This window comes from Mycobacterium sp. 2YAF39 (assembly GCF_052114565.1).
In the GTDB taxonomy this organism is placed as follows: domain Bacteria; phylum Actinomycetota; class Actinomycetes; order Mycobacteriales; family Mycobacteriaceae; genus Mycobacterium.
This window is the reverse complement of sequence record NZ_JBFREZ010000005.1, coordinates 407,038-431,105: the sequence shown is the minus strand read 5'-3', so window position 1 is coordinate 431,105 and position 24,068 is coordinate 407,038. Positions and strand designations below refer to the sequence as shown.

Annotated in this window: 26 protein-coding genes; 17 read left to right on the top strand and 9 right to left on the bottom strand. The window is 64.4% G+C overall.

Annotated elements, in window-relative coordinates; genetic code table 11:
- Positions 1 to 124: 124 nt before the first annotated feature.
- The 6 genes from AB4Z42_RS17520 (at position 125) to AB4Z42_RS17495 (ending at position 4,033) form a co-directional block, all read left to right on the top strand.
- Positions 125 to 961 carry an SH3-like domain-containing protein gene (locus tag AB4Z42_RS17520; RefSeq protein ID WP_442010458.1) on the top strand — a complete coding sequence of 279 codons (837 nt, stop codon included), beginning with the start codon at positions 125 to 127 and terminating at the stop codon, positions 959 to 961.
- 80 nt (positions 962 to 1,041) lie between these two features.
- Positions 1,042 to 1,707, top strand: a complete 666-nt coding sequence (gene scnC, locus AB4Z42_RS17515) for a thiocyanate hydrolase subunit gamma (RefSeq protein WP_442010515.1) — start codon at positions 1,042 to 1,044, stop codon at positions 1,705 to 1,707.
- Complete coding sequence (locus tag AB4Z42_RS17510; RefSeq protein WP_442010457.1) at positions 1,704 to 2,066, top strand: thiocyanate hydrolase; 363 nt, start codon at positions 1,704 to 1,706, stop codon at positions 2,064 to 2,066. The genes scnC and AB4Z42_RS17510 overlap by 4 nt, the downstream gene beginning before the upstream one ends.
- A 26-nt stretch (positions 2,067 to 2,092) precedes the next feature.
- Positions 2,093 to 2,809, top strand: a complete 717-nt coding sequence (locus tag AB4Z42_RS17505; protein WP_442010456.1) for an EthD domain-containing protein — start codon at positions 2,093 to 2,095, stop codon at positions 2,807 to 2,809.
- A gap of 5 nt (positions 2,810 to 2,814) precedes the next feature.
- A complete protein-coding gene (locus AB4Z42_RS17500) occupies positions 2,815 to 3,258 on the top strand; it encodes a TIGR03618 family F420-dependent PPOX class oxidoreductase (RefSeq protein ID WP_442010455.1) in 444 nt (147 codons plus the stop codon).
- Between the two features lie 16 nt (positions 3,259 to 3,274).
- Positions 3,275 to 4,033 (top strand): enoyl-CoA hydratase/isomerase family protein, encoded by a 759-nt coding sequence (locus AB4Z42_RS17495; RefSeq protein ID WP_442010454.1) that lies wholly within the window; start codon positions 3,275 to 3,277, stop codon positions 4,031 to 4,033.
- Here AB4Z42_RS17495 and AB4Z42_RS17490 read toward each other — a convergent pair.
- Together AB4Z42_RS17490 and AB4Z42_RS17485 are read right to left on the bottom strand one after the other, a co-directional pair.
- Positions 4,027 to 4,248 (bottom strand): (2Fe-2S)-binding protein, encoded by a 222-nt coding sequence (locus AB4Z42_RS17490; RefSeq protein ID WP_442010453.1) that lies wholly within the window; start codon positions 4,246 to 4,248, stop codon positions 4,027 to 4,029. The genes AB4Z42_RS17495 and AB4Z42_RS17490 overlap by 7 nt on opposite strands.
- Before the next feature lie 7 nt (positions 4,249 to 4,255).
- A complete protein-coding gene (locus AB4Z42_RS17485; protein ID WP_442010452.1) occupies positions 4,256 to 4,888 on the bottom strand; it encodes a fatty-acid--CoA ligase in 633 nt (210 codons plus the stop codon).
- A 241-nt stretch (positions 4,889 to 5,129) separates the two neighbouring features.
- On the opposite strand from AB4Z42_RS17485, the gene bfr reads away from it, so the two are divergent.
- A complete protein-coding gene (gene bfr, locus AB4Z42_RS17480; protein WP_442010451.1) occupies positions 5,130 to 5,615 on the top strand; it encodes a bacterioferritin in 486 nt (161 codons plus the stop codon).
- Between the two features lie 80 nt (positions 5,616 to 5,695).
- On the top strand, positions 5,696 to 7,750 hold the full coding sequence (locus tag AB4Z42_RS17475; RefSeq protein WP_442010450.1) for an MDR family MFS transporter: 2,055 nt from the start codon (positions 5,696 to 5,698) through the stop codon (positions 7,748 to 7,750).
- 24 nt (positions 7,751 to 7,774) lie between these two features.
- On the opposite strand, the gene AB4Z42_RS17470 is transcribed toward AB4Z42_RS17475, so the two are convergent.
- From AB4Z42_RS17470 to AB4Z42_RS17455, 4 genes are all read right to left on the bottom strand, one after another.
- Positions 7,775 to 9,595, bottom strand: coding sequence for a CHASE3 domain-containing protein (locus AB4Z42_RS17470; protein WP_442010449.1), 1,821 nt, complete (start codon positions 9,593 to 9,595; stop codon positions 7,775 to 7,777).
- A gap of 141 nt (positions 9,596 to 9,736) precedes the next feature.
- Positions 9,737 to 11,707: a SpoIIE family protein phosphatase gene (locus AB4Z42_RS17465; protein WP_442010448.1), complete on the bottom strand. Its 1,971-nt coding sequence runs from the start codon at positions 11,705 to 11,707 to the stop codon at positions 9,737 to 9,739.
- A gap of 51 nt (positions 11,708 to 11,758) precedes the next feature.
- Positions 11,759 to 12,160, bottom strand: coding sequence for an ATP-binding protein (locus AB4Z42_RS17460; protein ID WP_442010447.1), 402 nt, complete (start codon positions 12,158 to 12,160; stop codon positions 11,759 to 11,761).
- Complete coding sequence (locus AB4Z42_RS17455; RefSeq protein ID WP_442010514.1) at positions 12,153 to 12,488, bottom strand: STAS domain-containing protein; 336 nt, start codon at positions 12,486 to 12,488, stop codon at positions 12,153 to 12,155. Before AB4Z42_RS17455 ends, AB4Z42_RS17460 begins: the two co-directional genes overlap by 8 nt.
- 217 nt (positions 12,489 to 12,705) lie before the next feature.
- On the opposite strand from AB4Z42_RS17455, the gene AB4Z42_RS17450 reads away from it, so the two are divergent.
- The 4 genes from AB4Z42_RS17450 (at position 12,706) to AB4Z42_RS17435 (ending at position 16,804) form a co-directional block, all read left to right on the top strand.
- Positions 12,706 to 13,368, top strand: a complete 663-nt coding sequence (locus AB4Z42_RS17450; protein ID WP_442010446.1) for a GAF domain-containing protein — start codon at positions 12,706 to 12,708, stop codon at positions 13,366 to 13,368.
- Positions 13,365 to 14,852 carry a sugar transferase gene (locus AB4Z42_RS17445; protein ID WP_442010445.1) on the top strand — a complete coding sequence of 496 codons (1,488 nt, stop codon included), beginning with the start codon at positions 13,365 to 13,367 and terminating at the stop codon, positions 14,850 to 14,852. The genes AB4Z42_RS17450 and AB4Z42_RS17445 overlap by 4 nt, the downstream gene beginning before the upstream one ends.
- Before the next feature lie 77 nt (positions 14,853 to 14,929).
- Positions 14,930 to 15,412 (top strand): carboxymuconolactone decarboxylase family protein, encoded by a 483-nt coding sequence (locus tag AB4Z42_RS17440; protein ID WP_442010444.1) that lies wholly within the window; start codon positions 14,930 to 14,932, stop codon positions 15,410 to 15,412.
- 30 nt (positions 15,413 to 15,442) lie between these two features.
- Positions 15,443 to 16,804: a glutamine synthetase family protein gene (locus tag AB4Z42_RS17435; RefSeq protein WP_442010443.1), complete on the top strand. Its 1,362-nt coding sequence runs from the start codon at positions 15,443 to 15,445 to the stop codon at positions 16,802 to 16,804.
- 59 nt (positions 16,805 to 16,863) lie between these two features.
- Here the strand turns inward: AB4Z42_RS17435 and AB4Z42_RS17430 are convergent, their stop codons facing one another.
- The 3 genes from AB4Z42_RS17430 to AB4Z42_RS17420 form a co-directional block, all read right to left on the bottom strand.
- Positions 16,864 to 17,280, bottom strand: a complete 417-nt coding sequence (locus tag AB4Z42_RS17430; protein WP_442010442.1) for a nuclear transport factor 2 family protein — start codon at positions 17,278 to 17,280, stop codon at positions 16,864 to 16,866.
- A gap of 16 nt (positions 17,281 to 17,296) precedes the next feature.
- Positions 17,297 to 19,087, bottom strand: a complete 1,791-nt coding sequence (locus tag AB4Z42_RS17425) for an N-acyl-D-amino-acid deacylase family protein (protein ID WP_442010441.1) — start codon at positions 19,085 to 19,087, stop codon at positions 17,297 to 17,299.
- A gap of 91 nt (positions 19,088 to 19,178) precedes the next feature.
- Positions 19,179 to 20,096, bottom strand: a complete 918-nt coding sequence (locus AB4Z42_RS17420) for an SDR family oxidoreductase (RefSeq protein WP_442010440.1) — start codon at positions 20,094 to 20,096, stop codon at positions 19,179 to 19,181.
- Between the two features lie 18 nt (positions 20,097 to 20,114).
- Here AB4Z42_RS17420 and AB4Z42_RS17415 point away from each other — a divergent pair, with 18 nt between their 5' ends.
- The 5 genes from AB4Z42_RS17415 to AB4Z42_RS17395 all read left to right on the top strand — a co-directional run bounded on the left by AB4Z42_RS17415 (position 20,115) and on the right by AB4Z42_RS17395 (position 23,862).
- Complete coding sequence (locus tag AB4Z42_RS17415) at positions 20,115 to 21,026, top strand: dienelactone hydrolase family protein (RefSeq protein ID WP_442010439.1); 912 nt, start codon at positions 20,115 to 20,117, stop codon at positions 21,024 to 21,026.
- A gap of 101 nt (positions 21,027 to 21,127) precedes the next feature.
- Positions 21,128 to 22,234: a glycosyltransferase gene (locus tag AB4Z42_RS17410; protein WP_442010438.1), complete on the top strand. Its 1,107-nt coding sequence runs from the start codon at positions 21,128 to 21,130 to the stop codon at positions 22,232 to 22,234.
- A 33-nt stretch (positions 22,235 to 22,267) separates the two neighbouring features.
- Positions 22,268 to 22,957: a YoaK family protein gene (locus AB4Z42_RS17405; RefSeq protein ID WP_442010437.1), complete on the top strand. Its 690-nt coding sequence runs from the start codon at positions 22,268 to 22,270 to the stop codon at positions 22,955 to 22,957.
- Positions 22,958 to 22,971: 14 nt separating this feature from the next.
- The gene (locus AB4Z42_RS17400; protein WP_442010436.1) at positions 22,972 to 23,367 is read left to right on the top strand and encodes a hypothetical protein; all 396 of its coding nucleotides are present in this window, start codon (positions 22,972 to 22,974) and stop codon (positions 23,365 to 23,367) included.
- A gap of 93 nt (positions 23,368 to 23,460) precedes the next feature.
- On the top strand, positions 23,461 to 23,862 hold the full coding sequence (locus tag AB4Z42_RS17395; RefSeq protein WP_442010435.1) for a cupredoxin domain-containing protein: 402 nt from the start codon (positions 23,461 to 23,463) through the stop codon (positions 23,860 to 23,862).
- Positions 23,863 to 24,068 lie beyond the last annotated feature (206 nt).

Genomic DNA, 24,068 nt, shown 5'->3' with positions numbered 1-24,068 from the left:
GATGACCAGCAATGCTGTCGTATCCGACGGCGTTGCGCGACTCCGGCCGCTGTTCTGGATTCCGCTTGATTTCCCGCCGATCAGCAATGCGCACTGACGTGTCCGACCGACGAAGGGACCCTGGATGAGCACAGCAGCAGAGCGCGCCGCTCAACTCGAACTGACCTCGCGACTGAAATCGGCCTATCCCGAACTCCCGGACGCGCCGACTCCCGACATGTTGGACCACGGTCGTATCACCGCGTACCTGAAGCCCGTCCACGATGTCGGTGGCGAACCCGACGCACCGATGAAGTACGAGAACAAGCAGTACGAACTCTGGGAGCACATGACCTACGTCATCTGTGAAGTCCTGGGGTGGCGCGGCATCTGGCTGTCGGAGGAACGACGACGGATCGGCAATGTCGATGTCGGGCGTGCGGAATACCTGGGGCTGCCCTATTACGGCCGCTGGCTGATAGCGGTAGCGCGCGTGCTGGTGGAAAAGCACCACATCGGACTGACCGAGTTGAGCGAGCGGATGGCCGAGGTCCAGCAGCGCTATGCCGGTGGACTGGACGGCAAGACGCTCGAGGCCCTGCCGAAGTCCGAGGGCGACGGATCGCAAGTCAAGCGCAACCAGCACGCCGAGGAAGCGGACGGTAAGGGCGATCCGCAGTGCTACGCCGGCCAGGCGGCCGCGGCGAAGTTCAAGGTCGGCGACCCGGTCGTGGTCCGCGAACTTCCGGTGATCTTCTACACCCGCACCCCTGAATATGTGCGCGGTGCGACGGGCGAAATCGAAGCCGTCGCATATGAGAGCCCGGCCGCCGAAGACGAAACCTGGGACCGTCCTGCGCGACCGGAATGGTTCTACGTCGTCAAGTTCAACATGGCCGAACTCTGGTACGGCTACACCGGAACCGCGGACGACGTCATCTCGACCGAGATTCCCGAACACTGGCTCGAAGCCGCGAAATAGCTCCACGAAACAGGCCCCGAAAGGAGTTCGCGTTGTCTGACCACGACCACGACCACGACCACGAGCGGACCGTCGCTCCGATGGTCGACGAGATCACCGACTTCGAGGTGTTGGAGATCGCCCTGCGCGAGCTGTGCATCGAGAAGGGGATCTTCACCGCCGAGGAACACCGCCTCATGACCGAGTTCGCCGAGCAGATCGGCCCGACCCCCGCCGCCCGCCTGGTGGCCAAGTCGTGGCTCGATCCGAAGTTCAAGGAACTCGCACTCGCCGAACCGATGACGGCGAGCAAGGAGGTCGGTGTCGACTGGCTGCATCCCACGGGATGGGGCACACCCAGCGACTTCACGGCGTTCCAGATCCTCGCCGATACCCCGACGGTGCACAACGTGATCGTCTGCGCCCTGTGCTCGTGCTATCCCCGGCCGATTCTGGGCAACTCACCCGAGTGGTACCGGACACCCAATTACCGTCGGCGCCTGGTCCGCTGGCCGCGTCAGGTGCTGGCCGAGTTCGGGCTCTACCTACCCGACGAAATCACGGTCCACGTACAGGATTCCAACCAGAAGCACCGCTTCATGGTGATGCCGCTGCAGCCCGAGGGCACCGAGGACTGGACCGAGGATCAGCTCGTCGAGATCCTCACCCGCGACACGCTGATCGGGGTGGCGCTGCCGAAGGCCGGCGTCACCACCAACATGATCGTCGACACCCGCCCCGCGATCCACCCGGGCAACGCCGGATGAGCGCAGCGCAGGATCCCTCGGCGGTGCGCATCGCACCGCTGGAGGAGATCGTCGAGCGCGATCAGGTCTGGTCGCGCATGGCTGCGAAGTGGGGCGTCGAAAATCCGGTGCCGCCGTGGAAGACGAGCCTGGACGGCATGTGCGACGCGCTCGACCGGGCCTCGTGTGACGAGAACATCCCCGACTTCAAGGCACGTCGCGATGAAGAAGATGCGTTGTCTGCCTCGCTGTACTCCGACCTGCCGTACCCGGAGAACCAGCTGATGTCACTGGCGCACTCGCTGGTCGCTCGCGGCGTCATCGACGAAGCAGAACTCAGAGAGCGCCTGGCGAACATCCGCGCGAGGCTGGAAGCCTGACCGCGTCCACGCGCTAGGTTCGACCCGTGGAGAAAGTCATCATCGCGCTGCGGCGTGCCCATGCGGATGACGCATGGTGCACCAGAATGCGTACCGAGGTCGTGGCCGACCTGCTCGAGCTCGAATTGCCGGGGCTCGCCCTCAATGTGCGCGACGACGTCGTGCGCAACTCGCTGATGACGCTGACGACACTTGACCCGCCCGTCGTCGGGTTCGTCACCGTGTGGGCACATCAGTCGTACGGCGAGCCGGTGACGGCGGCGCTCACCCGGCTGACGGCCAAGGCCGATCAGGTCGCCGCATACCTGGTCACCGAATCGGTGCCGCTTCCGCCACCGGTCACGGCTCCCGGAGCCCGCACGGACGGCTTCGCCAACATCGCACTGCTCCGCAGGCCGGCCGACCTGGACGACGAGACCTGGCGGCAGCGGTGGCACATCGACCACACGCCGGTGGCCATCGAAACCCAGTCGACCTTCGGCTACACCCAGAACGCGGTGGTGCGCGCGCTGACGCCGGCGGCGCCTGCGATCGACGCGATCGTCGAAGAACTCTTCCCCGAAGCGGCGGTCACCGATCTGCATGCGTTCTTCGGCGCTGCCGACGACGCCGAACTGGGCCGCCGGATGGACCGAATGGTCGCCAGTACCTCAGCATTCGGCGCGAATCGTGACGTCGACACGGTGCCGACGAGCCGGTATGTGTACCGGACGCCGTTCGTTACCGACAACAGGATGGGGTGAGGAAGATGACGACTCTCGACGAGGCAGTCGCCCTGGCTGCCGATGACAGTGGCCTTGCCGTGATTTCGACCGTGCGCGCCGACTCGACCGTCCAGGCATCGCTGGTCAACGTCGGCCTGCTGCCGCATCCCGCGACCGGTGAACCCGCTCTGGGGTTCGTCACCTACGGCAAGGTGAAGCTGGCCAACCTGCGGGCGCGACCGCAACTCGCGGTGACGTTCCGCGACGGGTGGCAGTGGGCCACCGTGGAAGGCAGCGCCGAGCTGGCGGGGCCCGATGATGCGCAGGCGTGGCTGACGGGTGCCCAGCAGCTTCGCCTGCTCTTGCGCGAGGTGTTCACCGCAGCCGGTGGAACACACAGCGATTGGGACGAATACGACCGGGTGATGGCCGAGCAGCGCCGCACCATCGTGCTTATCGCACCCACCCGGGTGTACAGCAACGGTTAGCGCATACGCTGCTGGCGTGATTCTCCAGATAGCCGACGAGCAGCGGGTGCGGACGCTGACCCTCAATCGGCCCGAGGTGCTCAACGCGTTCAACGAAGAGCTGTACCACGCCACCGCGACGGCGTTGAACGAAGCGGCGGCCGACCCTGAGGTCGCCGTGGTACTGCTGACCGGTGAGGGCAGAGCCTTCAGCGCGGGCAACGACCTCAACGAGATGCAAAGGCGCATCACCGATCCCGCGTTCAATGAGCAGGGCAGCCACTTCTCGACGATGATCGAGGCGCTCGCAGACTTCGCCAAACCGCTGATCTGTGCGGTCAACGGAGTGGGTGTGGGAATCGGCGCGACCATCCTCGGTTACGCGGATCTGGTGTTCATGTCCTCGACCGCACGGCTGAAGACCCCGTTCACCAGCCTCGGCGTCGCACCGGAAGCGGCGTCGTCGTACCTGCTGCCGCGCTTGATGGGCCGTCAGAACGCCGCCTGGTTGCTGATGTCCTCGGAGTGGGTGGACGCCGGCGAAGCCCAACGAATGGGGCTGGCGTGGAAGGTGTGCAAGCCTGACGACCTGTTGCCCGAGGCGAGGCGTCACGCCGAAGTTCTTGCCGCCCGGCCGATTTCGAGTCTGATGGCGGTGAAACAGACAATCATTGCGCCCACCCGGGACGGGATTGCCGCGGCGACCGCCAGAGAAATCGAGCAGTTCGCCGTGCTGATGGGCGCCGCCGCCAACGCCGCCGCCCTTGCCGAATTCACCGGCAAGCGGAGTCAGTAGCTCACGCTCTTCTTCGTCTTCGGGCAGCCGCTCTTCGATGGGCAGCCTGCGACCTCGTGATGGGTGGCGATGATGGCGCGCAGCGTTCGGCGGCACCGCCCGCATTCACCGCCTGCCCCGCAGGCTTCGGTGATCTGCTTGGACGTGCAGGCGCCGTTGGCCACGGCCTTGTCGACGTCGTGACTCGTCACTCCCATGCACAGACAGACGAACATCGGCGGCTCAGCTCTGCTCGTCGACGCTCATGATGTGGGCGAACCTGCCCACAAACTGGGTGGGGTAGGGCCCTAGGCCCGCATTCGACATCCACTCGGCTGCGGCATCCGGGTGGTCGATCCAGTGCCGGGCGGCCCCCTCATCCTCGATTTCCTGCAGGATCATCACTTCGTGCCCGTCGTCGAGTGCGCGGTACACCCAGATCTTGCGAACACCGCCGCGCTTGAAACGGTCGAGCCCGTCGTGCAGCTTGACCATCAGCGCGGACACGTCTTCGACGGAGGACATGACGCCGACGACGACGCGACCGACGTGTTCGTCGGGCGACGGGGGGTACAGGTCGATCTTCTCGACCACCTCGCCGCCGAATATCGGCGGAATGTCGTCAACGCCCGAAATGTTGAACCACTCGAAGATCGCCGGCGACCGCAAAACGTCACGCATTGACCGGACATGCCGAATGCCGATGGTCACCAATACCCGGTCGGGCTCCCAAATGGATGTGTAGAGGACAACATGGTGGGCACCTATTGATGCCAGTCCGTCGGAATGTTTTTTGAGCCACTTCCACATGTGGTCGACATCGTCGACGCGGTAATCGCAAGCGAGAATAAGTGAGTGCAGATCGAAATCACTCATTTCCTATTCCCTGTCCGTTAGGCGAGCCTAGCAACCGTTAGCGCAGTCTAACCTTACTTAGCCTAGGCAGTCCAGAGCAGGGGCCTGATCTGCGCCTGCGGAAACCTCGATTGCTCGCCATCGGCACGAAAACACGCCTCGCGCAACACGAAAGATGCGCTGACACGCATTTCTGCACTAGGTTGGTCAGTGCACTACCGACGGCGACAACTGACGGCCCTCAAGTTGCTTAGGAGCGATGATGCAAGGGGATCCCGACGTTCTGAAATTGCTGAACGAGCAATTGACGAGCGAACTCACGGCCATTAATCAGTATTTCCTGCACTCGAAGATGCAGGCAAATTGGGGATTCACCGAACTGGCCGAATATACGCGCAAAGAGTCATTCGAAGAAATGCAGCACGCCGAGTCGATCACCGACCGGATTCTGCTTCTCGACGGGCTCCCGAACTATCAGCGGCTGTTCTCCCTGCGAATCGGCCAGACGCTGCGCGAACAGTTCGAGGCCGACCTGGCGATCGAATACGAGGTGGTCGCCCGCCTGCGTCCTGGCATCGTCATGTGCCGCGAGAAGGAGGACGCCACCTCGGCGAACCTGCTCGAGGGCATCCTCGGCAACGAGGAAGAGCACATCGACTACCTCGAGACCCAGCTCGAGCTGATGGACAAGCTCGGCGTCGAGCTGTACTCGGCCCAGTGCGTGTCCAGGCCGCCCACCAGCGCTTAACACCTCCCGCCTTGATGGCGTAACTTTCATAGCTTATCTAACGATAAGCGCGGTGAATACGTCATCAACGGAAGGTGGGTATGTCGAGCACATCAATCGATGCGGCTGTCGCCGATCACGATTCTCCCAGCGCGCTGGTCAGTGGTGGGCGCCGCAACGTCATCTTCGTCGCGGTGCTGCTCGGCATGTTGTTGGCCGCCCTGGACCAGACGATCGTGGCCACCGCGCTGCCGACTGTCGTCGCAGACCTCGGAGGAGCGGGCCATCAGTCGTGGGTGGTGACCAGTTACCTGCTGGCGTCCACGATCGTCACGGCGGTCGTCGGCAAGCTCGGCGACCTGTTCGGGCGCAAGGCCGTCTTCCAGGCGTCGATCCTGTTCTTCCTTGCCGGTTCCGTGCTGTGCGGCTTGGCCGGCTCGATGACGATGCTGGTGGCCTCGCGCGCGCTGCAGGGCGTCGGCGGCGGCGCGATGATGGTCACGGCGATGGCCGTCATCGGCGAAGTCATCCCGTTGCGCGAACGAGGCCGGTATCAGGGCGCGCTCGGTGCCGTTTTCGGAGTCACCACCGTCATAGGCCCGTTGCTCGGCGGCTTCTTCACCGACCATCTCACCTGGCGATGGGCGTTCTGGATCAACGTTCCCATCGCGGTGCTCGTGCTCGTGGTCGGCACCGTGGCCATCCCGTCGTTGGCCAAGGGCTCCAAGCCGGTGATCGATTACGCCGGCATCTTTTTCATCGGTGTCGCCGCTTCGGGCCTGACGCTGGCCACCAGTTGGGGCGGCAGCACCTACGCGTGGTCCTCACCAATGATCATCGGCCTTTTCGCCGGATCGACGCTCGCACTGGCGATTTTCGTATGGGTGGAATCCCATGTCGCAGAGCCGATTCTGCCGATCCGGCTGTTCGCGAGCCCGGTGTTCACCGTGTGTTGCATCCTGGGATTCGTCGTAGGGTTCGCGATGCTGGGTGCGCTGACGTTCCTGCCAACGTTCATGCAGTTCGTCAACGGTGTCTCGGCGACCGAGTCCGGCTTGCACACCCTGCCGATGGTGGCGGGCATGCTCATCACCTCGATCGGTAGCGGAAACATCGTCGGTCGCACCGGCCGCTACAAGGTGTTCCCCGTCGTGGGTACCGCGACGATGGCGCTGGGCTTCCTGCTGCTCTCACAGATGAGTGCGGCGACACCGATCTGGCAGCAGTCGGTCTATCTGTTCATCCTCGGCGCGGGCATCGGTCTCTGCATGCAGGTCCTGATTCTGGTTGTCCAGAACACCTCCGGCTTCGCGGACCTCGGCGTTGCGACGTCGGGCGTCACGTTCTTCCGGACCATCGGAAGTTCTTTCGGTGCAGCGATTTTCGGCTCGCTGTTCGCTAACTTCCTCGCCAGCCGGATCCCGTCTGCGTTGGCAGCAGCCGGTGCGCCCGCCCGTGCTGCGGATTCTCCGCAGGCACTGCACGCGTTGTCGCCGGAGATGGCCGCACCGATTGTCGATGCCTATGCGGACTCGCTCGGCACGGTGTTCTTGTGCGGGGTGCCTGTGGCGATTGTCGGCTTCGTTGTTTCGCTATTCCTCAAGGAGGTGCGGCTGCGCGAAATCGAGACGGTCTCGGCGACCGACCTCGGCGAGGGATTCGGCATGCCGAGCACGGAGTCGCCCGAGCAGATCCTCGAGGTGGCGATCGGACGGATCTTCCGCGATTCACCGGATCTTCGACTGCGCAGTCTCGCCCAACTTCCCGGATGCCAACTCGACGTCACGCAGATGTGGGCGCTACTGCAGATATACCGCCAGAACCAGGTGTTCGGTTCGGTCACGCTGACCGATATCGCCCAACGTCTGCGGGTGCCATACGAGATCATCGCACCGACCTTCGACGGTCTGGTCACCAATGGTCTGGCACTGCGGACCGGTGACCGGCTGTGGCTCACGCAGTCCGGAATGAAACAGGTCAATGCGATATCCGCGTTGATCGTCGGGCGCATCATCGACAAGTTGGCCACGTCGTCATCGTTCGAGGGGCGACCAGACCGCGATCAGGTGGAGGCCGCTCTCGAGCGCATCGTGCACCGGATGCTGGTGCAACGGGGCTGGACGGAGGACCGAGGCGAATTGATCGCCGCCCGCTGACGCACGAAGCGGGGTGTGCGTGCTTCACTTACCGTTACGGCGCAGGGCTACCGCGGTGACGTCGTCGGCTTCGACCATGTCGCCCGCATCCGCGCACAGAGCGTCCACGAACTCCTGCGGGCTCACTCCATTGCCGTTGGCGCACCGCGCTATTGCGTCCTCGAGACCCTCCACCGAACCGCCCCACAGGTCGAGCACTCCGTCACTGACGAGCAGGATCATGTCCCCCGGGGCCATGTGGTCGGAGAGTTCCTGCCAGTGGTGGCCCAATCCCATCGGCATATCGTCGGACGAAAGCCGTTCGACCTGACCAGAACTGGTCCGGACGACGAAGTGCAAGCCGTGACCCGCGTCTGCGAATCGGAAGTCGCCCGTCTCCATGTCGACCCGAACGTAGGCGAGCGTGACGAATGCGCTGATCCGGCGCAGATCACCGTCGAGGATGCCGCAAGCATCGTTGACGACATCTGAAGGGGTGCTGCCGGGATCATGGGAGCGCAGCGCCGTGCGCGTCGCGGCGGCGAGCATTCCCGCGTCCATTCCCTTGCCCATGACGTCGCCGAGGCTGAGCACGATGAAAGGCCGATGCACTCGAACGTCGTAGAAGTCGCCGCTGACCTGTCGGGCCGGGCTGGTGGACGTGCCGAAGGTCCAACCTGGGGTCGCGGGCAGGATGCCCGGCACCAGTGCCCGTTGAACCGCGGCAGCCCGATCCATTTCGTCCTGCTCGAGCTGACGTAGCCGCTCCGATTCGGTGACGTCGTGGAAGTGCATGGCGAACTGGGTTCCCTCAGGCTTCTCGCCGATGACGGCGATACTCACATTGAGGCTGCGGCCATCGGCCAGCCGCAAGGTCAGACGCGCGTTGTCGTCAGCGAGAGAATCGGCGACGGCCGAAAGCTCGGCCATGCCATCCTGACCCATCAACCTGTCAAGGTTCGTTTCTCCCTCCCGCAGCCCGGGCAGCAGGTCCTGTGCTGAGGCGTTGGCGCGCTCCACAATCCATTGGGTGGAGGTCCGGACAACCATCAACTTGCCGGCGACCGAGGAATTGAAGCTCTTGCGGAACAACTCCTCGCTCTCATAGAGCTCGGCCCGTGCTGCTCGCGTTGTCTCGAGCTCGTTGACGATACGCCGCCGCATATCGTTGGCATCCAGTGCAATGCCCCGAATATCGCCGGGCCCCTCGGCTGGGATCGTGGCTGCGAAATCACCCTTCGCGATCCGCCTGCATGCCGCCGCAACGTCGGCCACCGGTCCGGTGACCGCGCGGCGGACCCAGAGAGTCAGCGCCAACGCGGCGCCCAGGATCACCACCAACACGGCGATCAGCTCCCGGTTGCGCCACGTCTGGGCCTCTCGCACTTCAGCGCGGGCGACGTCTCTCGCCGAATAAATGTCAGCATTCTGTGTGTCGAACAGGGCGCGCAGTTCATCGAACTCCGCCTTGCCTTGGTCAGCCTCAGCGACGCTGAGCGGATAGGGTTGACCGGGCGAAACTCTTGCGATCAGCGGTTGGATGTAGCTGGTGCGCCACTGCTCGGCAACCGATTCGATCGCGGTGACATCGGCCAGCAGATCGTCATGATCACTTAAGTTTTGACGCAGCTGAGCGACGGCGGCCTGCTCGCCCTGCTTACCGGTGTAATACGGCTCGAGGAACTGGGGGTCTCCAGTGATGACGTAGCCGCGCACGCCGGTCTCCTGGTCGCGCAGTGCCGCTTGCAGTTGGAAGGCGGCAGAACGTGCTGGCTGAATACTGTCTGCCAGCTGGTCAGTGGCGGTGTCGGTGCGGTGAAGCAGCATGGCGACGGCCACCGAACTGACGATGACAATCACACCCATCACGCTCAATGCGACTGTCAACCAACCCTGCACCGTCAGGCGCGAATCAATGCGCCGACGACGTGGGATCGCATCACCGGTGTGCCCTGCGGAGGTGCTTACCGAGTGGGCGCTATCCGAAGTGTGAGGCATGTGTTTCGGTCACCCGGCACGGCGTAAGGCCACCGCGGTGACGTCGTCACCATCGAGTAATTCGCCCGCATTCGCACACAGATAGTCGACGACCGCCTGTGGCCCCGTCCGATTGCTGTTGGCGCACAGCGAGATTGCGTCGTGAAGTCCCTCGAGCGAACCGCCCCACAGGTCGAGCACCCCGTCGCTGACGAGCAGGATCATGTCCCCGGGGGCCAGGCGATCGGAGAGTTCGCGCCACTGGTCGCCCAGTCCCACGGGCATGTCGTTGGACGAAAGCCGTTCGACCCGGCCAGAACTGGTCCGGATGACATAGTGCAAGCCGTGACCCGCGTCCGCGAATCGGAAGTCACCCGAGTCGGTATCGACCAGGACGTAGGCGAGCGTGACGAACGCGCTGATGCGGCGCAGGTCGCCCGCAAGGATGTCCGCCGCACTGGTGACGACCGCCGACGGGGTCGTTGCGGGATCTTGGGACCGTAACGCGGTGCGCGTCGCGGCGGCGAGCATTCCCGCGTCCATGCCCTTGCCCATCACGTCGCCGAGGCTGAGCACGATGGACGGTCGATGCACGCGCACGTCGTAGAAGTCGCCGCCGACCTGTCGGGCCGGGCTGATGGAGGTGCCGAACGTCCACCCCGGGGTATCCGGCAGATTGCCGGGAAGCAGCGCGCGTTGAACCTCGACGGCGCGTTGCAGCTCCTCTTGCTCGAGCTGACGCAACCGCTCCGATTCGGTGACGTCGTGGAAGTGCAGCGCGAACAGCGTTCCGTTCGGCTGGTCCGCGATCACCGCGATACTCACATTGAGGCTGCGTCCATCGGCCAACGTCATCGTGAATCGCGCATTTCCGTCGACCAGAGAATCGGCGACCTCGGAAAGGCTGGCCGTGGCGTCGTCACCCAGCAGCGTTTCCAGCGTGGTGACGCCATCCCGGATCCCAGGCAGCAGATCCTGGCCCGCCGGGTTGGCGCGCTCGACAGTCCACTGCGTCGATCCGCGGATGACCATCAGCTGGCCCGCGACCGACGAATTGAAGCTCTTGCCCAACAACTCCTGGCTCTCGTAGAGCCGTGATGACGTTTCCCGCTCGGACCCGACGACGACGGACAGCGCGAGGAAAACCATCACCATGGATAGTTGAAAGACCTGCAAGACGATGACGCCGGTCGCTGCTCCGAGCCGATCGAACGCGAACGGGCCCATGCCTGCCGCGCTGGCGCCCGACGAGATGATCGCGATGCCCAACATGAGCAGGGACAGCTGCCGCGTCGACATCCGGAGCGCCGCCACCGTCAACGGTAGAAAAGGTAAGAACGCCAACGGTAGTGAGTCGTTGACCACGAATACCGCCGCGGCCACCGCGAGCGCCGCGACAGCGTGTGCCACCGATTCGGCATATCCCGCCAGTTGTTTCCGGCCTGGGACCCCCATGAACAGCGGAGTGAGTAGCACCATCCCCGCAACATGCTTGGGCGCAGACGTCACGAGCCGCCCCCACGCAGCGGGATCACTGAGCGCAAAGGACACACCGGAGGCGATGACAGCGAAAAGCACCGACGTGGCGATCACGATCCCCAGGAAGGTGCCCAGATCTTTCGGGGACGACAGGGTCGGCAGCCGATCCCGCCTGCCGCGTAGGAGCACCGTGCCGACCAACATCTCGATCGCAGTGCACACGGCCAACGCGATGGCCAACAGGACCGGACGTCCCGACCACAGCAGGACCGGCAGCGTCACCGCGGCAACTGCGAGCGCGAGCATCCACGCATAGCGCCGCCGATAACAAATCCCCAGACCCAGTGCGATGCCGGCGTTAGGCGACCATGCTGACACCGCCAATTCCGATGGCTGGATTTTGACCGAAAGGACAGTCGCCACGGCCAGACCCAGCAACGAGAGCCCGATGAATGCGGAGTCCGGAACCTTGACGCTGGTTCCCCATTCATTGACCCCGACCGGCGATTCAGCGGTGGCCATCACCCACCGCCCCATCGCCGCGACAGGCGCAATTCCAATGCCCGCTCGTGGTCATTCGGATCGACGTCGGATCAGCGTCCAGTGATTGCCCTGTTGATCGCGCCAGTACGACAGCTCGTCGAGGACACGATGCGCGAGTGCCAGTCCGCGGCCGCTCTCGGCGGCCTCGTCGGCCATGGTTATCCGGGACAGGTCGACCGGCGCGGGATGGCCGTCATCGGTGAAAGTGACGGCCACGCTTTCCGGGCCCACGTCGACCACCATGCGCAATCGCACGGGTTTGCCGTCACCCGAGTACGCGATGATGTTCGTTCCGATCTCGCTGACCGCGAGTTCGATGCACATCTTCGTGTTCTCGGGAATGTCTCCCTCGGACCATGCCTGTTCAAGTGTTCGCTGGATCTCCTCGAGCGTCTCGGGACCGGTCTGGGCCTCCATCGAGTACTCACTCATCGAAAGCGCTGTCCGCTGAGGCGTAGGTACGCAGCACGCGGTCGAGGTTGCTCAACTCCAGAACGGTGCAAACCTGCTGTGTGGGAGCCGCTATGCGCAGATCGCCACCCGCCTTGCGGGCAATCTTCAGTGCCGCGATCAGGGCGCCCAAACCCGACGAATCGATGAATTCCGTATCGCTGAGATCGACGACGATTTTACTGACGCCACCGTCAACAATTTCGTTCAGCTGTTTGCGCAACGTCGGCGCGGCGACCATATTCAGTCGCCCGGTCGGCTGAACCACGACGACACCCGACTCCGTTGTGCGAGTAGAAAAGTCACCCATCACGTCCTCCTCCTTCGCCGTAGCCGCCGTTGGCGCCGCTTGCATTAGATGCAGGAACCAACGGCCAGGCAAGGCACCGGTTCAGCTTGCCATGTGCACTGAATATTGGGATCAAAGCGCGAAAAACACACCGGTGCGCCGTAGATTCCGACGACAACGTCAATACGAGATTTCGCTCTTCACCCCCGGGAGAGTCGCCGCGACCTACGCTAGGCCGGTGGATGACGCAATGCCGTCAGACGGGGGGCAAGCTGCGAGGGGGCTCTCCGATGCCGAAAGACGCGAACTCAAAGAAGGGCTGATCGCGGCTGTTGTCGGCGTCGGAGTGGATGACGACGCCTCCAGCGTGTTGATTCAACAGCTTTCGACCAACCCTGCCGCGCTGGACCCCCTGATCCAGCTTTCGTTGAGTGACCCCGCACGGCTGGCCGCTCTGCGCAGCACCGGACTGCTGGAAAGTGGCCCGAGCAGCATGCTCGACACCGTTGCTCTGTTGACAGCGGAAGCGCTCGCGACGCCTTTCGCGGCGGTATCACTGATCGACGACAACACGGAATTGCTCGCCGGATGCAACGTCAATGGTGGCTTCGAAAGGTTGCGCCCGGCCGAACTGTCGATCGGCAAGTTCACTGTCGTGAGCGGCATTCCGTTCATCGTCGACGATGCCACCGATCACCCGTTGCTGGCCAACCATCCGCTCGTGCTCAGCGGTGAGGTCGGCGCCTACGCAGGCGTTCCCATCTTCAGCGACGACGACGACGCGATCGGCTCGCTCTTCAGCTGGGATACTCGCCCGCTCAGTTGGTCAGGCGGTCAGATTCTGGTCCTGCAGGACATGGCCGACCTTGCGGGCGCAAAAATATTTCACCGACCGATATGACGAAATCGACTGTTCTGGCGGCCCCCGACGAACACGGCGATCGACAGATGCCCGGCGCGCAGGAGAAAAGTAGGGCACTGGCCGGGTTGGTTCGTGTTGGCCCAATCGGCACGGTCATCGCCGTCACCATTGACATCGTTTCCGCGTCGGCGGCAGTCGCCGTTGGTGTGTGGTGGTCTTCAGCGTCCGCGTCGGAAGAACTTGCAAGGTCATTGCGGCTGATCGCCCTGTTCGTCCCCTTCGTCGTGGTGCTGTTCGCCGTGCAATCGCTGTACCGGCACAGACTGGGCCGAAACTTCATCGACGAGATCGGGCCGATCGAGACCAACGTCGCACTTGCCGCCGTTCTCGTGTTGGGGATCATGACCCTCACCCACACGGGGCAACTTGCCGGCACCGTGGTGTCCAAGACGTGGGTGTGTGCCGCCGTCCTGATGCCGATACCGCGCTTCATCCACTCCATGATTCAGAAGCGGCTGAGGAAGAATCACCACTTCATGGCTCCCACCCTCATCATCGGGAGTGGGGAGGTCGCCAACCGAATCGTTGAACGTTTGCGGGCCAACCCCGAATACGGCCTGGAACCGATCGGCCTCCTCGACGCCGAGGGTGCGCAAGCGAGACCGGGTGCAAACCCCGACATTCCGATCATCGGACCGCCGGAGAATATTGGTGCAGCGATCGAGATGACCGGGGCGGCAGCCGTTCTCATAGCCTTCTCCCACATCCGCGACGAGTCTTTGACCCGCGTTGTCCGGGTTGCTCACCGGTATAAGGCGCGGGTGTGGGTGGTGCCGCGCATGTTCGACGTCGTCGGCGATCGGGCAACGGTCGATCACCTGGGCGGTCTTCCGCTGATGTCGCTCCCGAGCGCCGACCCGCACGGCTGGCAGTTCAACGCCAAACACATCGGCGATCGCGTCGCGGCGGGCCTTGGACTGCTTGCGATCTCCCCGTTGCTCATCACCCTGGCCGTGTTGGTCCGGCTCAGCTCGCCGGGAACGATCTTCTTCAAGCAGGACCGGATCGGACGAGACGGACGAGTCTTCCAATGCCTCAAATTCCGAACTATGCGGCCGGTTCGGGCGTCAGACGCCGACTTCGAATTGAAGTCGAGTTCGGCCCCGGGCGGCGTCGAAGGCCTCGACAGACGGACTGCCATCGGCAAGATCATGCGGTCGACATCCCTGGATGAGTTACCCCAACTGATCAACGTTCTCAAGGGGGAGATGAGCCTGGTCGGCCCCCGTCCGGAGCGGCCGCAATTCGTTGAGTTCTTCGAAATACAGATTCATCGTTACGGCGAACGCCACCGCGTGAAGGCCGGCATCACCGGTTGGGCACAGGTGCACGGGCTGCGCGGTCAAACCTCGATCGCAGACCGTGTCGAATGGGACAACTACTACATCGAGAACTGGTCGCTCGCGCTCGATCTTAAGATCCTCGCGCTGACGGTGGTGGCCGTCATGCGTGGTGCCGAATAACCACCGTCCTCTCGACCGCCACAACCAGAAACTAGAACGTGTTCCAATTCGGGGAGCTTCCGGCGTACGATGCCGTCATGAGCCGAATTGGACCTTTCGCCGACGACGACGCCGCTGCCTGGGTGGCGAAGTCGCCTGATATCGGCGTCGCGATGGCCGGGTTCACCCATGCGGTCTACAACAAGAACCGCCTGCCGATGCGGGTTCGCGAGCTGGCGCGGATGGTCATCGCGCTCGACAACGAGTGCGTGGTGTGCCAGAACACCCGCGACTCCGACGGCATCGCCGCCGGTGTCGACGAGGACCTCTATGACCACGCTGCCGAGTGGCGGACGTGGCCCGGGTACAGCGCGCAGGAGCGGGTCGCCGCCGAGTTCGCCGAGCGCTTCGCCAGCGACCACACCGGGCTGCGCGACGACGAGGACTTCTGGGACCGCTGCAAACAGGAATTCGACGACGAGCTGCTGACCGACCTCGCGCTGTCGTGCGCGATGTGGCTGGGCATGGGCCGGATGCTGCGGACGCTCGACATCGGCCAATCCTGCAAGATCACGCTGTAGTCCGGCGCGCCACCGCGCACAATGGCGGCTATGACGTCGAAGGCCGCGAAACCCCTGGCCGCAGCCGCCATCGCGCAACTCGAGGCCGACGGTGTCGTCACGTTGATCGGCACGGTCGTCAATCCGGCGGGTCTCACACACGCAAAGACCGTTCCGCTGCGTCGGATGAGTGCCTTCGCCGACCCCGGCCTCGGCGCCAGCCCGGTCTTTCACGCCTTCGCCATTGATCAGACCGGCGTCGTGTTCAGTGACGTCCTCGGCGTGGTGGGAGATCAGCGGATTCGGATTGATCTGGACGCACTGCGCATTCTCGGCGACGGATTGTGCTGGGCGCCCGGCGCTTTCTTCAATCAGGACGGCTCGCCGGACCCCTATTGCGGTCGCGGCACACTACGCAGGGTTACCGAACGTCTCTCCGAAGCAGGCATCGATGCGGTGGTCGGCCACGAGATGGAGTTTGTGCTCGTCGGACCGGACGGTGGCGAACTTCCCTCACACATGTGGGCGCAGTACGGGCTGGCGGGAGTGCTCGAGTTCGAAGGGTTCGTCCGCGACGTCACGGACGCCGCGACGAGCTCAGGTGTTGTGATCGAACAGTTCCACCCCGAGTACGGCCTCAATCAGTTCGAGATCTCGTTGTCCCCTCAGCCACCGGTGGCAGCGGCCGACGCTCTGGTGCTGGCGCGCATCATCGTCGGCCGAATCGCACGGCGATACGGGATGCGGGTCAGCCTCTCGCCGGTGCCGTTCGCGGGTAGCGTCGGATCCGGTTCCCACCAACACTTTTCGATGACACGCGACGGTGTGCCGCTCTTCTCGGGCGGCTCGGGTGCTGGAGGGATGACGTCGGAAGGGGAGTCCGCGGTCGGCGGCCTGGTGGCTGGGTTGTCCGAAGCACAGGGCATCCTGTGTGGCTCGGTGCTGTCCGGAGTGCGCATGCAGCCCGGCCACTGGTCGGGTGCCTATGTCTGCTGGGGAATTGAAAACCGGGAAGCGGCAGTTCGCTTCCTGGTCGGCGGGCCCAGTAATCCGGAAGGTGCCAATGTGGAGGTCAAGGTCATCGACCCGTCGGCTAATCCATATCTCGCGACGGCCGCGGTACTCGGCCTCTCGCTCGACGGCATCCAGCGTGAGCTGACCCTGCCACCGGAGGTAACCGTCGACCCCGACTCGTTGAGCGATGCCCAGCGTGCGGAGTCCGGCGTCGCGCTGTTGGCGCAGAACCAGGCCGATGCGATCGACGCACTGGACCAATCTTACTTGCTGCGTAGGCTTCTCGGTGACGAGGTCGTCGACGCAGTTGTCGCGGTACGGCGGTACGAGCAGCAGAACTACGGCAATCTGGCGCCCGACGAGCTGGCAGAAAAGTTTCGGTTGGCCTGGAGCGTTTGAGCGGGTATGCCCGCAAGGCCATCGGCAATGCGCAGCGCGACTACACGCTGAGCTGACGCTTAGATCAGACCGCTGGCGTCGAACATCGGTACCGTGTACGCCGCCGTCACATCCTGGAGCCACGTCGCCGGCGCGGTGTTGGTCAGTCCGCCCATGTCCCAATAGTCTTTCCATACGGTGATTTTGCCGTCGACGACCTTGTGTACCGTGACGAACCGGAGCACCGCCGTCTCACCGGTGGTCCATTGCCACGTCTCGGAATGCTCGTACATTACGTCGCCGCCGTTGCTCACCAGTACCCCGTCGTGGTTTTCATACGATGCCAACGGTTCGAGCCCGATCCTGAGTTTCGCGATGATGTCTTCGGGTCCGCGCGTGGAAAGTGCTGGCCCGAGCGGCATGTCGCAATAGATACAGTCATCCGACAGAAATGTCGTCAGCGACTCCCAATCTCGTGCGGACAGCGCTTTCCACATGCCCAGAACTGTATCCTCAACTGACACTTGATAACTCCGATTGTTTGATCGTCTGGGCCGGCGCCTTGTGCGCGGCCCGCAGGAACCTACCGGTGCGCGCAGTACCGACGGCGTCGGTCGCCTCGGCGTCGAGGAAAACCGCGCGTCCGCCCACGAACACGGCGCGCACCGTGTCGTCGTTGCGGTTGACCATCCGTGAAAGACCGCCGTACTGCTCGACCGGCGCCTCGGCGTAGCCGTCCAGCGATTCGTCCAGCCGTTCGGGATCGATGACGATGATGTCGGCACGGTCGCCGATGCGCAGATGGCCCGCGTCGATGCGGTACCAGTCGGCGAGTTCACCCGTGAGCCGGTGGACCGCCTGCTCGACGGTCATGAACGGTCTGCCCGCCTTCTGCGACTCGTTGACATGGCGCAGCAGTCGCAGGCCCATGTTGTAGAACGCCATGTTGCGAAGGTGGGCGCCCGCATCGGAGAAGCCCATCTGGATGCCCGGGTCGCGGGCCAGCTTCTTGAGCACCTCGGGCCGGTGGTTGGAGATCGTGGTGCGCCACCGCAGCGCCGTGCCGTGCTCGAGCACCAGGTCCAGGAAGGTGTCGACGGGGTGCAGACCGCCGCGGTCGAGGCCCACCTGCCCGAACGATCTACCGACCACCGACTCGTCGGGGCAGGCGACGATCTCGGCGTCGAAGAAGTCGCGCTGCCACACCCGCATTCCGAACTTGCTCTCGTATTCCTTGCGGAACTGACGGCGATATGTCTCGTCGCGAAGGAGTTCGTTGCGTTCGACCTCGTCGCGTAGGTGCAGTGCTGCGGCGCCCGCCCCGAATTCCTCGAAGACCACCAGGTCGATGCCGTCGGCGTAGACCTCGAACGGCACCGGGAGGTGCTGCCAGCGGAAGTTGCCGCCGAGGCGGTTGGCCAACCGCGCCAGCGGTCCCAGCAATTTGATCGCGTACGGGTTCGACTTGACGTCGGCGGCCGAAAGCAGGCTCGTCTTCAGCGGATTGCGGAAGACACCGAGCGACTGGAACACCTGCGACCCGAGATTCAGCGGGTTGCCGATATCGGGTCCGGACTGCAGGACCCTGCCTGCCGTCCGTAGCCGGGACTTGAGGCGACGCAGTTCCCGCGGCTTGGCATAGGTCGAAGGCAGCGTCCGCGACCGGCAAACCTCTCCGTCGAGCTTGTCGAAAAGCAATTGCTGAGAGGACATTCCGACGAACCCGGCACGAAGTGCCTCGTCGAGCCACTTCTCCATCTGTGCCTGTTCGCTTCTGGTCGGCCGTTGCTTTTTTTGAGTCGCACGGTCCAACCCCATGGTGGCGGCACGCATATCGGAGTGCCCGATGAACGCCGCCACGTTGGGGCCGAGCGGACGCGCCTCCAGCGCCGCGATGTACTCCTCGCAGTTGGTCCAGGTCTTGTTGTCATCGACTGCGCCGATCACGTGTTCGCGGGGGATCGCCTCGACGCGTCCGAAGATGTCGCCGGCGTCGACACCGCCGACGTGCACGGTGGACAGTGAGCACGATCCGAGCATCACGGTGGTGACGCCGTGGCGAAGTGACTCCGTCAGCGCGGGCCCGACCAGCACCTCGACGTCGTAGTGGGTGTGGATGTCGACCATGCCGGGCAGTACCCATTTGCCTGTCGCGTCGATGACCTGCGGGCAACCGGTCGTGTCGAGATCGGCGGGCGTTATCGCGACGACGTGACCGTCGCGCAGGCCAATGTTCCGCACCGCCGATGGCGCGCCGGTGCCGTCGAACCAACGGCCGTTCATGATGATCGTGTCGTACGTCACCAGGTCATAGAACAGCCCCGGTTGGCGGGTGTCAACGATATTGGTGAACAGATTTTGATTATTGTCTACTTTTGGTTCTGAGCTGGTCTTTCTATGTCCAGGCGTCTGGCTGGCGACCGTCGGTGTCGGTGAAGCCGTACTCGCGCGCGAGGTCGGCAGACGTGACGGACTGCTGGTTGAACCGCGACCGGCGCGCGTCTGCGGCGATTGCGGCGACACCGCGCCCGACGTAGCGCGGCGTCTCGGATTCGGCGAAGCCCGGGGGAGCCACGGGGCCGTCGGACCGGCGCGGGTCGAGGGCGTGATGCCAGGTCTCTTCGGTGACGCCCCAGTTGTCGAGCATCATCTCCGATCGCAGCCAGCCCGGTGTCACGGCCACCGCGGTACCACCGAAGCCCTCCAGTTCGTGCCCCTGGCTGTAGGCCAGCCGGTTCACCGCGGTCTTGGCAAGGTCGTAGAACACCGACAGCCGGTAGTTGAGGTCGTTGAAATCCTTTGTCCCGTCGGTCACTTCGACGAGTAGGCCGCCCGGCCTGGCGACCAGCAGGGGCAACAGGTAGTGCGACGTGATCAGGTGGGTGTCGATGCCGAGCCGCAGGATGCGGAGCCCGTCGGAGATATCGTGCTCCCAGATCGGCCTGTTCCACTGCGGTGGCCCGCCCTTGAGCACCTCCGCGCCCCAGATGTCGTTGACCAGGATGTCGATGGCGCCATGGTCGGCGCGGATTCGGTCGGCAAGGCGGCCGACCGCCGCGATATCGAGGTGGTCGACCTGCAATGCAATCCCAGTGCCGCCCAGTCGGGTGACGAGTTCGGCCGTCTCTTCGATCGTCTCCGGCCGGTCATAGTCGGACTGCTCGTTACCGGACACGCTGCTGCGACCCGTGCAGACCACCGTCGCTCCGGCCTCACCGAGCGCAGCCGCGATGCCCCGCCCGGCTCCACGCGTCGCCCCGGCCACCACGGCCACCTTGCCGCGCAACGCATCCGTGTCCGGCGTCCAGTCCATGAGGGCATACTCGCGAATGTGACCCCCTTACAGCGGTATATCGCCGAAGAAATCGCAACTGATCACGTTGACGGGTTGCTGTCGAGACGCGAAGCCCTGCGTCGGCTAGCATTGCTCGGGGTCGGCACCGCGGCGGCCACCGCGTTGATCGCGGCGTGCGGTGAGAACAAGCAGCCGACTTCTGACGCCCCGGTGACGTCGAACGAGCCCGCCACCGTGAGCGCACCGCCGCCGGGATCGGAGAACACCGTCCCGACCCAACCGATCACCTGGGCCGGCCCCGGCGGCGAGCTACAAGCGGCCTGGGCGCCGGCGACCGACCCGCGTGGCGGGGTGCTGGTCATCCACGAGAACAAGGGACTCAACGACTACATCCGCTCGGTGGCCGGGCGCTTCGCCGGCATCGGCTACTCCGCGCTGGCGATCGACCTGCTGTCGGCCCAGGGCGGTACGGCTACGTTCGCCGACCCCGCCGAAGCCACCGCGGCTCTGGGCAAGGTGCCGCCCGAACAGGCGATTGCCGATCTGAAGTCGGGAGTCGACGAACTGCTGCGCCGGGTTCCCGGAAAGAAGGTCGCCGCGGTCGGCTTCTGCATGGGCGGCGGCTTCGTCTGGCAGCTGCTGGCCTCCGGTGAGCCGCGATTGGCCGCCGCTGTGCCGTTCTACGGACCGACTCCCGACAATCCGGACTTCGCCGGTTCCAAAGACGTTGCAGTGCTGGGTATTTACGCCGCCCAGGACCAACGCGTCAACGCGGGAGAGCCCGCGGCGCGGGCGGCACTGGAAAAAGCGGGCCTGGTATTCGAACTGGTCACCGAGCCCGACGCCAACCACGCGTTCTTCAACGACACCGGCGACCGCTACAACCCCACCGCCGCCGACGACGCCTGGCGCCGGGTACAGGACTGGTTCGGCGAGCACCTGACCTGACCTCGCCTTTTTCGGTCGCGGGGGACCGAATTCGCGCGCAGTTCAGCTGCCCGTTGGTGTCGCGTTGTTGACCGCACATGCGTCCAGGTCAAATTCAGTTCATGCGGGTGGTGCAGGTCGCGAACTTCTACGGTCCGCGTTCGGGCGGCCTGCGCACGGCAGTGGATCGGCTGGGCGCGGAGTACTGTGCCCGCGGCCACGAAGTCTTTCTGGTGGTGCCGGGCCAGAGCTCCGAAGTGCATGGGCTCGCGTCGGGAGTCGTTCGAATCTCTTTGCCTGCGCGCCTGATCCCATTCACCGGCGGCTACCGTGCGGTGCTGCCCCGGCCCGTCACCGACCTGCTGGCTCAGCTCGCGCCCGACGCGCTGGAAGTGTCGGACCGACTCACCCTTCGCTCGCTCGGGGAGTGGGGGAGCCGCCGCAACGTCGCAACCGTGATGATCTCCCATGAGCGACTCGATCGCCTTGTCGGACAGGTACTTCCGTCGCGCGCGGCCCGTTCGATCGCCGACGCCGCCAACCGGCGCACCGCAGAGACGTACGACGCCGTGGTCTGCACGACGGCGTTCGCGCGGGAGGAGTTCGACAGAATCGACGCCGCGAATGTGGTCACCGTGCCGCTCGGGGTCGACCTCGACCAATTCCATCCCAGCAGGCGGTCAACCTCCGTTCGGCAACAGTGGGCGAGCCCGGAACAGACGCTGTTGGTGCATTGCGGCAGGCTCTCGGTGGAGAAGCACGCCCACCGCAGTGTCGACACCGTTGCCTCCCTGCGAGATTCGGGTGTCGATGCGAGGCTGGTCGTCGTCGGCGAGGGACCGATGCGTGCCCGGCTCGAGCGCCAGGCCGCGCGCCTGCCTGTCGACTTCACCGGTTACATCGGGTGCCGCGACACCGTCGCCACCATCCTGGCGACTGCGGACGTCGCACTCGCCCCCGGCCCACACGAGACGTTCGGTCTGGCAGCCCTGGAAGCCCTTGCATGCGGCACGCCCGCGGTGGTTTCCCGCACGTCCGCTCTCGCCGAGATTCTCACCGCCGACAGCGGTGCCGCCGCCGACAACGACCCCGACGCCATCGCGCAGGCGGTAGCGTCGATCATCAGTCGCCCAGAACTGCTGCGCCGCAACGACGCACGACGCCGTGCCGAACAGTTCACCTGGCCACGGGCGGCGGCAGGAATGCTCGACGCTCTGGGCGCGGGTTAGGAGCCGAACACGGCACAGGGTTAGGTTGTCGGCATGGGTCACCCGCCGACCGGCCCACAGGACATGGAGCGAACGCGGACGCTGTGGTTCGCGCTGCTGCTCACGCTGGCCAACGGATTTCTCGACGCGCACACCTACATCGCCCGCGGTGGCGTGTTCGCCAACGTCCAGACCGCCAACGTCATCTTCGGTGCGATCGACACATCGGAGGGCAAATGGTCCGCGGCGCTCAACCACGTCTGGCCGTTGCTGGCGTTCATCGCCGGCATGGCGCTCGCATCACATATCAAGTCCGGCCGCGTCGAACGCTTCATCCCACACGCATTGCGCTGGACGATTGGTGTGCAGGCCGTCGCGCTGGGCGYCATCGGTTTCGTCCCTGCCGACGTGCCCCACAGCTATGTCACCGTGCCGATCTCGTTTCTCGCGGCGATGCAAATCGGGCTGTTCCGCAATATCGGTGACCTCGCATACATGCCCGTTGCGACCACGGGCAACTTGATGCGGTTGATGGAGTCCTGGTACGACGCGTTCGTCGAGAAGAACGTGGAATCGCGGCGAGCGTTCGGCGTCTACGGCGCGCTGATTTCCGTGTTCGGCCTAGGTGCTCTCGTTGGCTCGTTCGCGAGCGTGGCCTGGGGGGTGCATGCGATCTGGCTGCCTGCGGGATTCCTGGCAGTCACGCTCGTTCTGTTCATCATCGATGAGGACCACCTGCGGTGAACTACGATCCACCAATGGTCCGGTCGCTGGTATGCCTCATCGCCGCCGCGACTCTGCCCGTCGCGACAACGGCCGCCGTCGCCGTCGCCGACCCCCCGCCCACGTGTACGTACAACCTGTCACCGCCGCAGGTCGTCGGCGTTTCCGGCACGGACATGGTCACCGCCACGCTGTCGCCGGGCGCATGCGAACGATCCAACGCCTACCTGTCGGTGGCATGTGTCCAGATGCAGGGCAGCCCCGAGCCGCCCAAATGCGAGCAGAACAATGGGGTGCTGACCGCGCAGGTCTTCTACGCGCCGTTCCGCCCGGGTGCCACCTACGTCTCCACCGGGCGGGGATGCGCCAACACCGGGAACCCGCCGCAGCCGGTGTGTACGCCAGTCGGGCCCTTCACCGCTACGTTGTGATCGGCCGTGATCGGCACGGTTGGACAAAGCGGCTTGGTCGAACCGTATCCAGTCGATAATCGTGTCATCGGGAGACAATCCTCAGGAGGCGCGATGAAGAAGTTCCTGCTGTTGTGCGCGACCGTATGCCTTGTCACCGCCGTCGCCGCGTGTGGCAGCGAATCCAACTACTCCACTTCGGAGGGCGACACCGGCACGGCCACCGCCACCGCCAGCCCGGAAACCTCCAGCGCGGCTCCCGAGGCCACCGGCCCGACGATCACGATGGCAGACATGAGCTTCAGCGCCCCGATCACCGTCGCGCCGGGAGCACAGATCACCATCAAGAACGACGATTCCGCCGAACACTCGGTGACGTCGCAGACCGAAGGCATGTTCGATGTGCACGTCGACGCCGGTGAACAGGGCACCTTGACCGCGCCGACCAAGCCGGGCGAGTACGCGTTTCACTGCGTGTACCACCCGTCGATGAAGGGCACGTTGATCGTCAAGTAGCCCTCGCGGGCGTTCGGCTTCCCCGACTGATTGCGGTCGCAGGAGATCAATCCGGGTTTCATATGGCATCCGCCCTGGTCGGCTGCTGGGGGGACGAGGTCTCGGCACGTGGCGCAACCAGCGCCGATAGTGGCTGGCTGAACGCCCAAAACCGCTGAATGTGCATTGCTAAATCTGACGGAGCGACGTGTATAGCACCCCTAGTG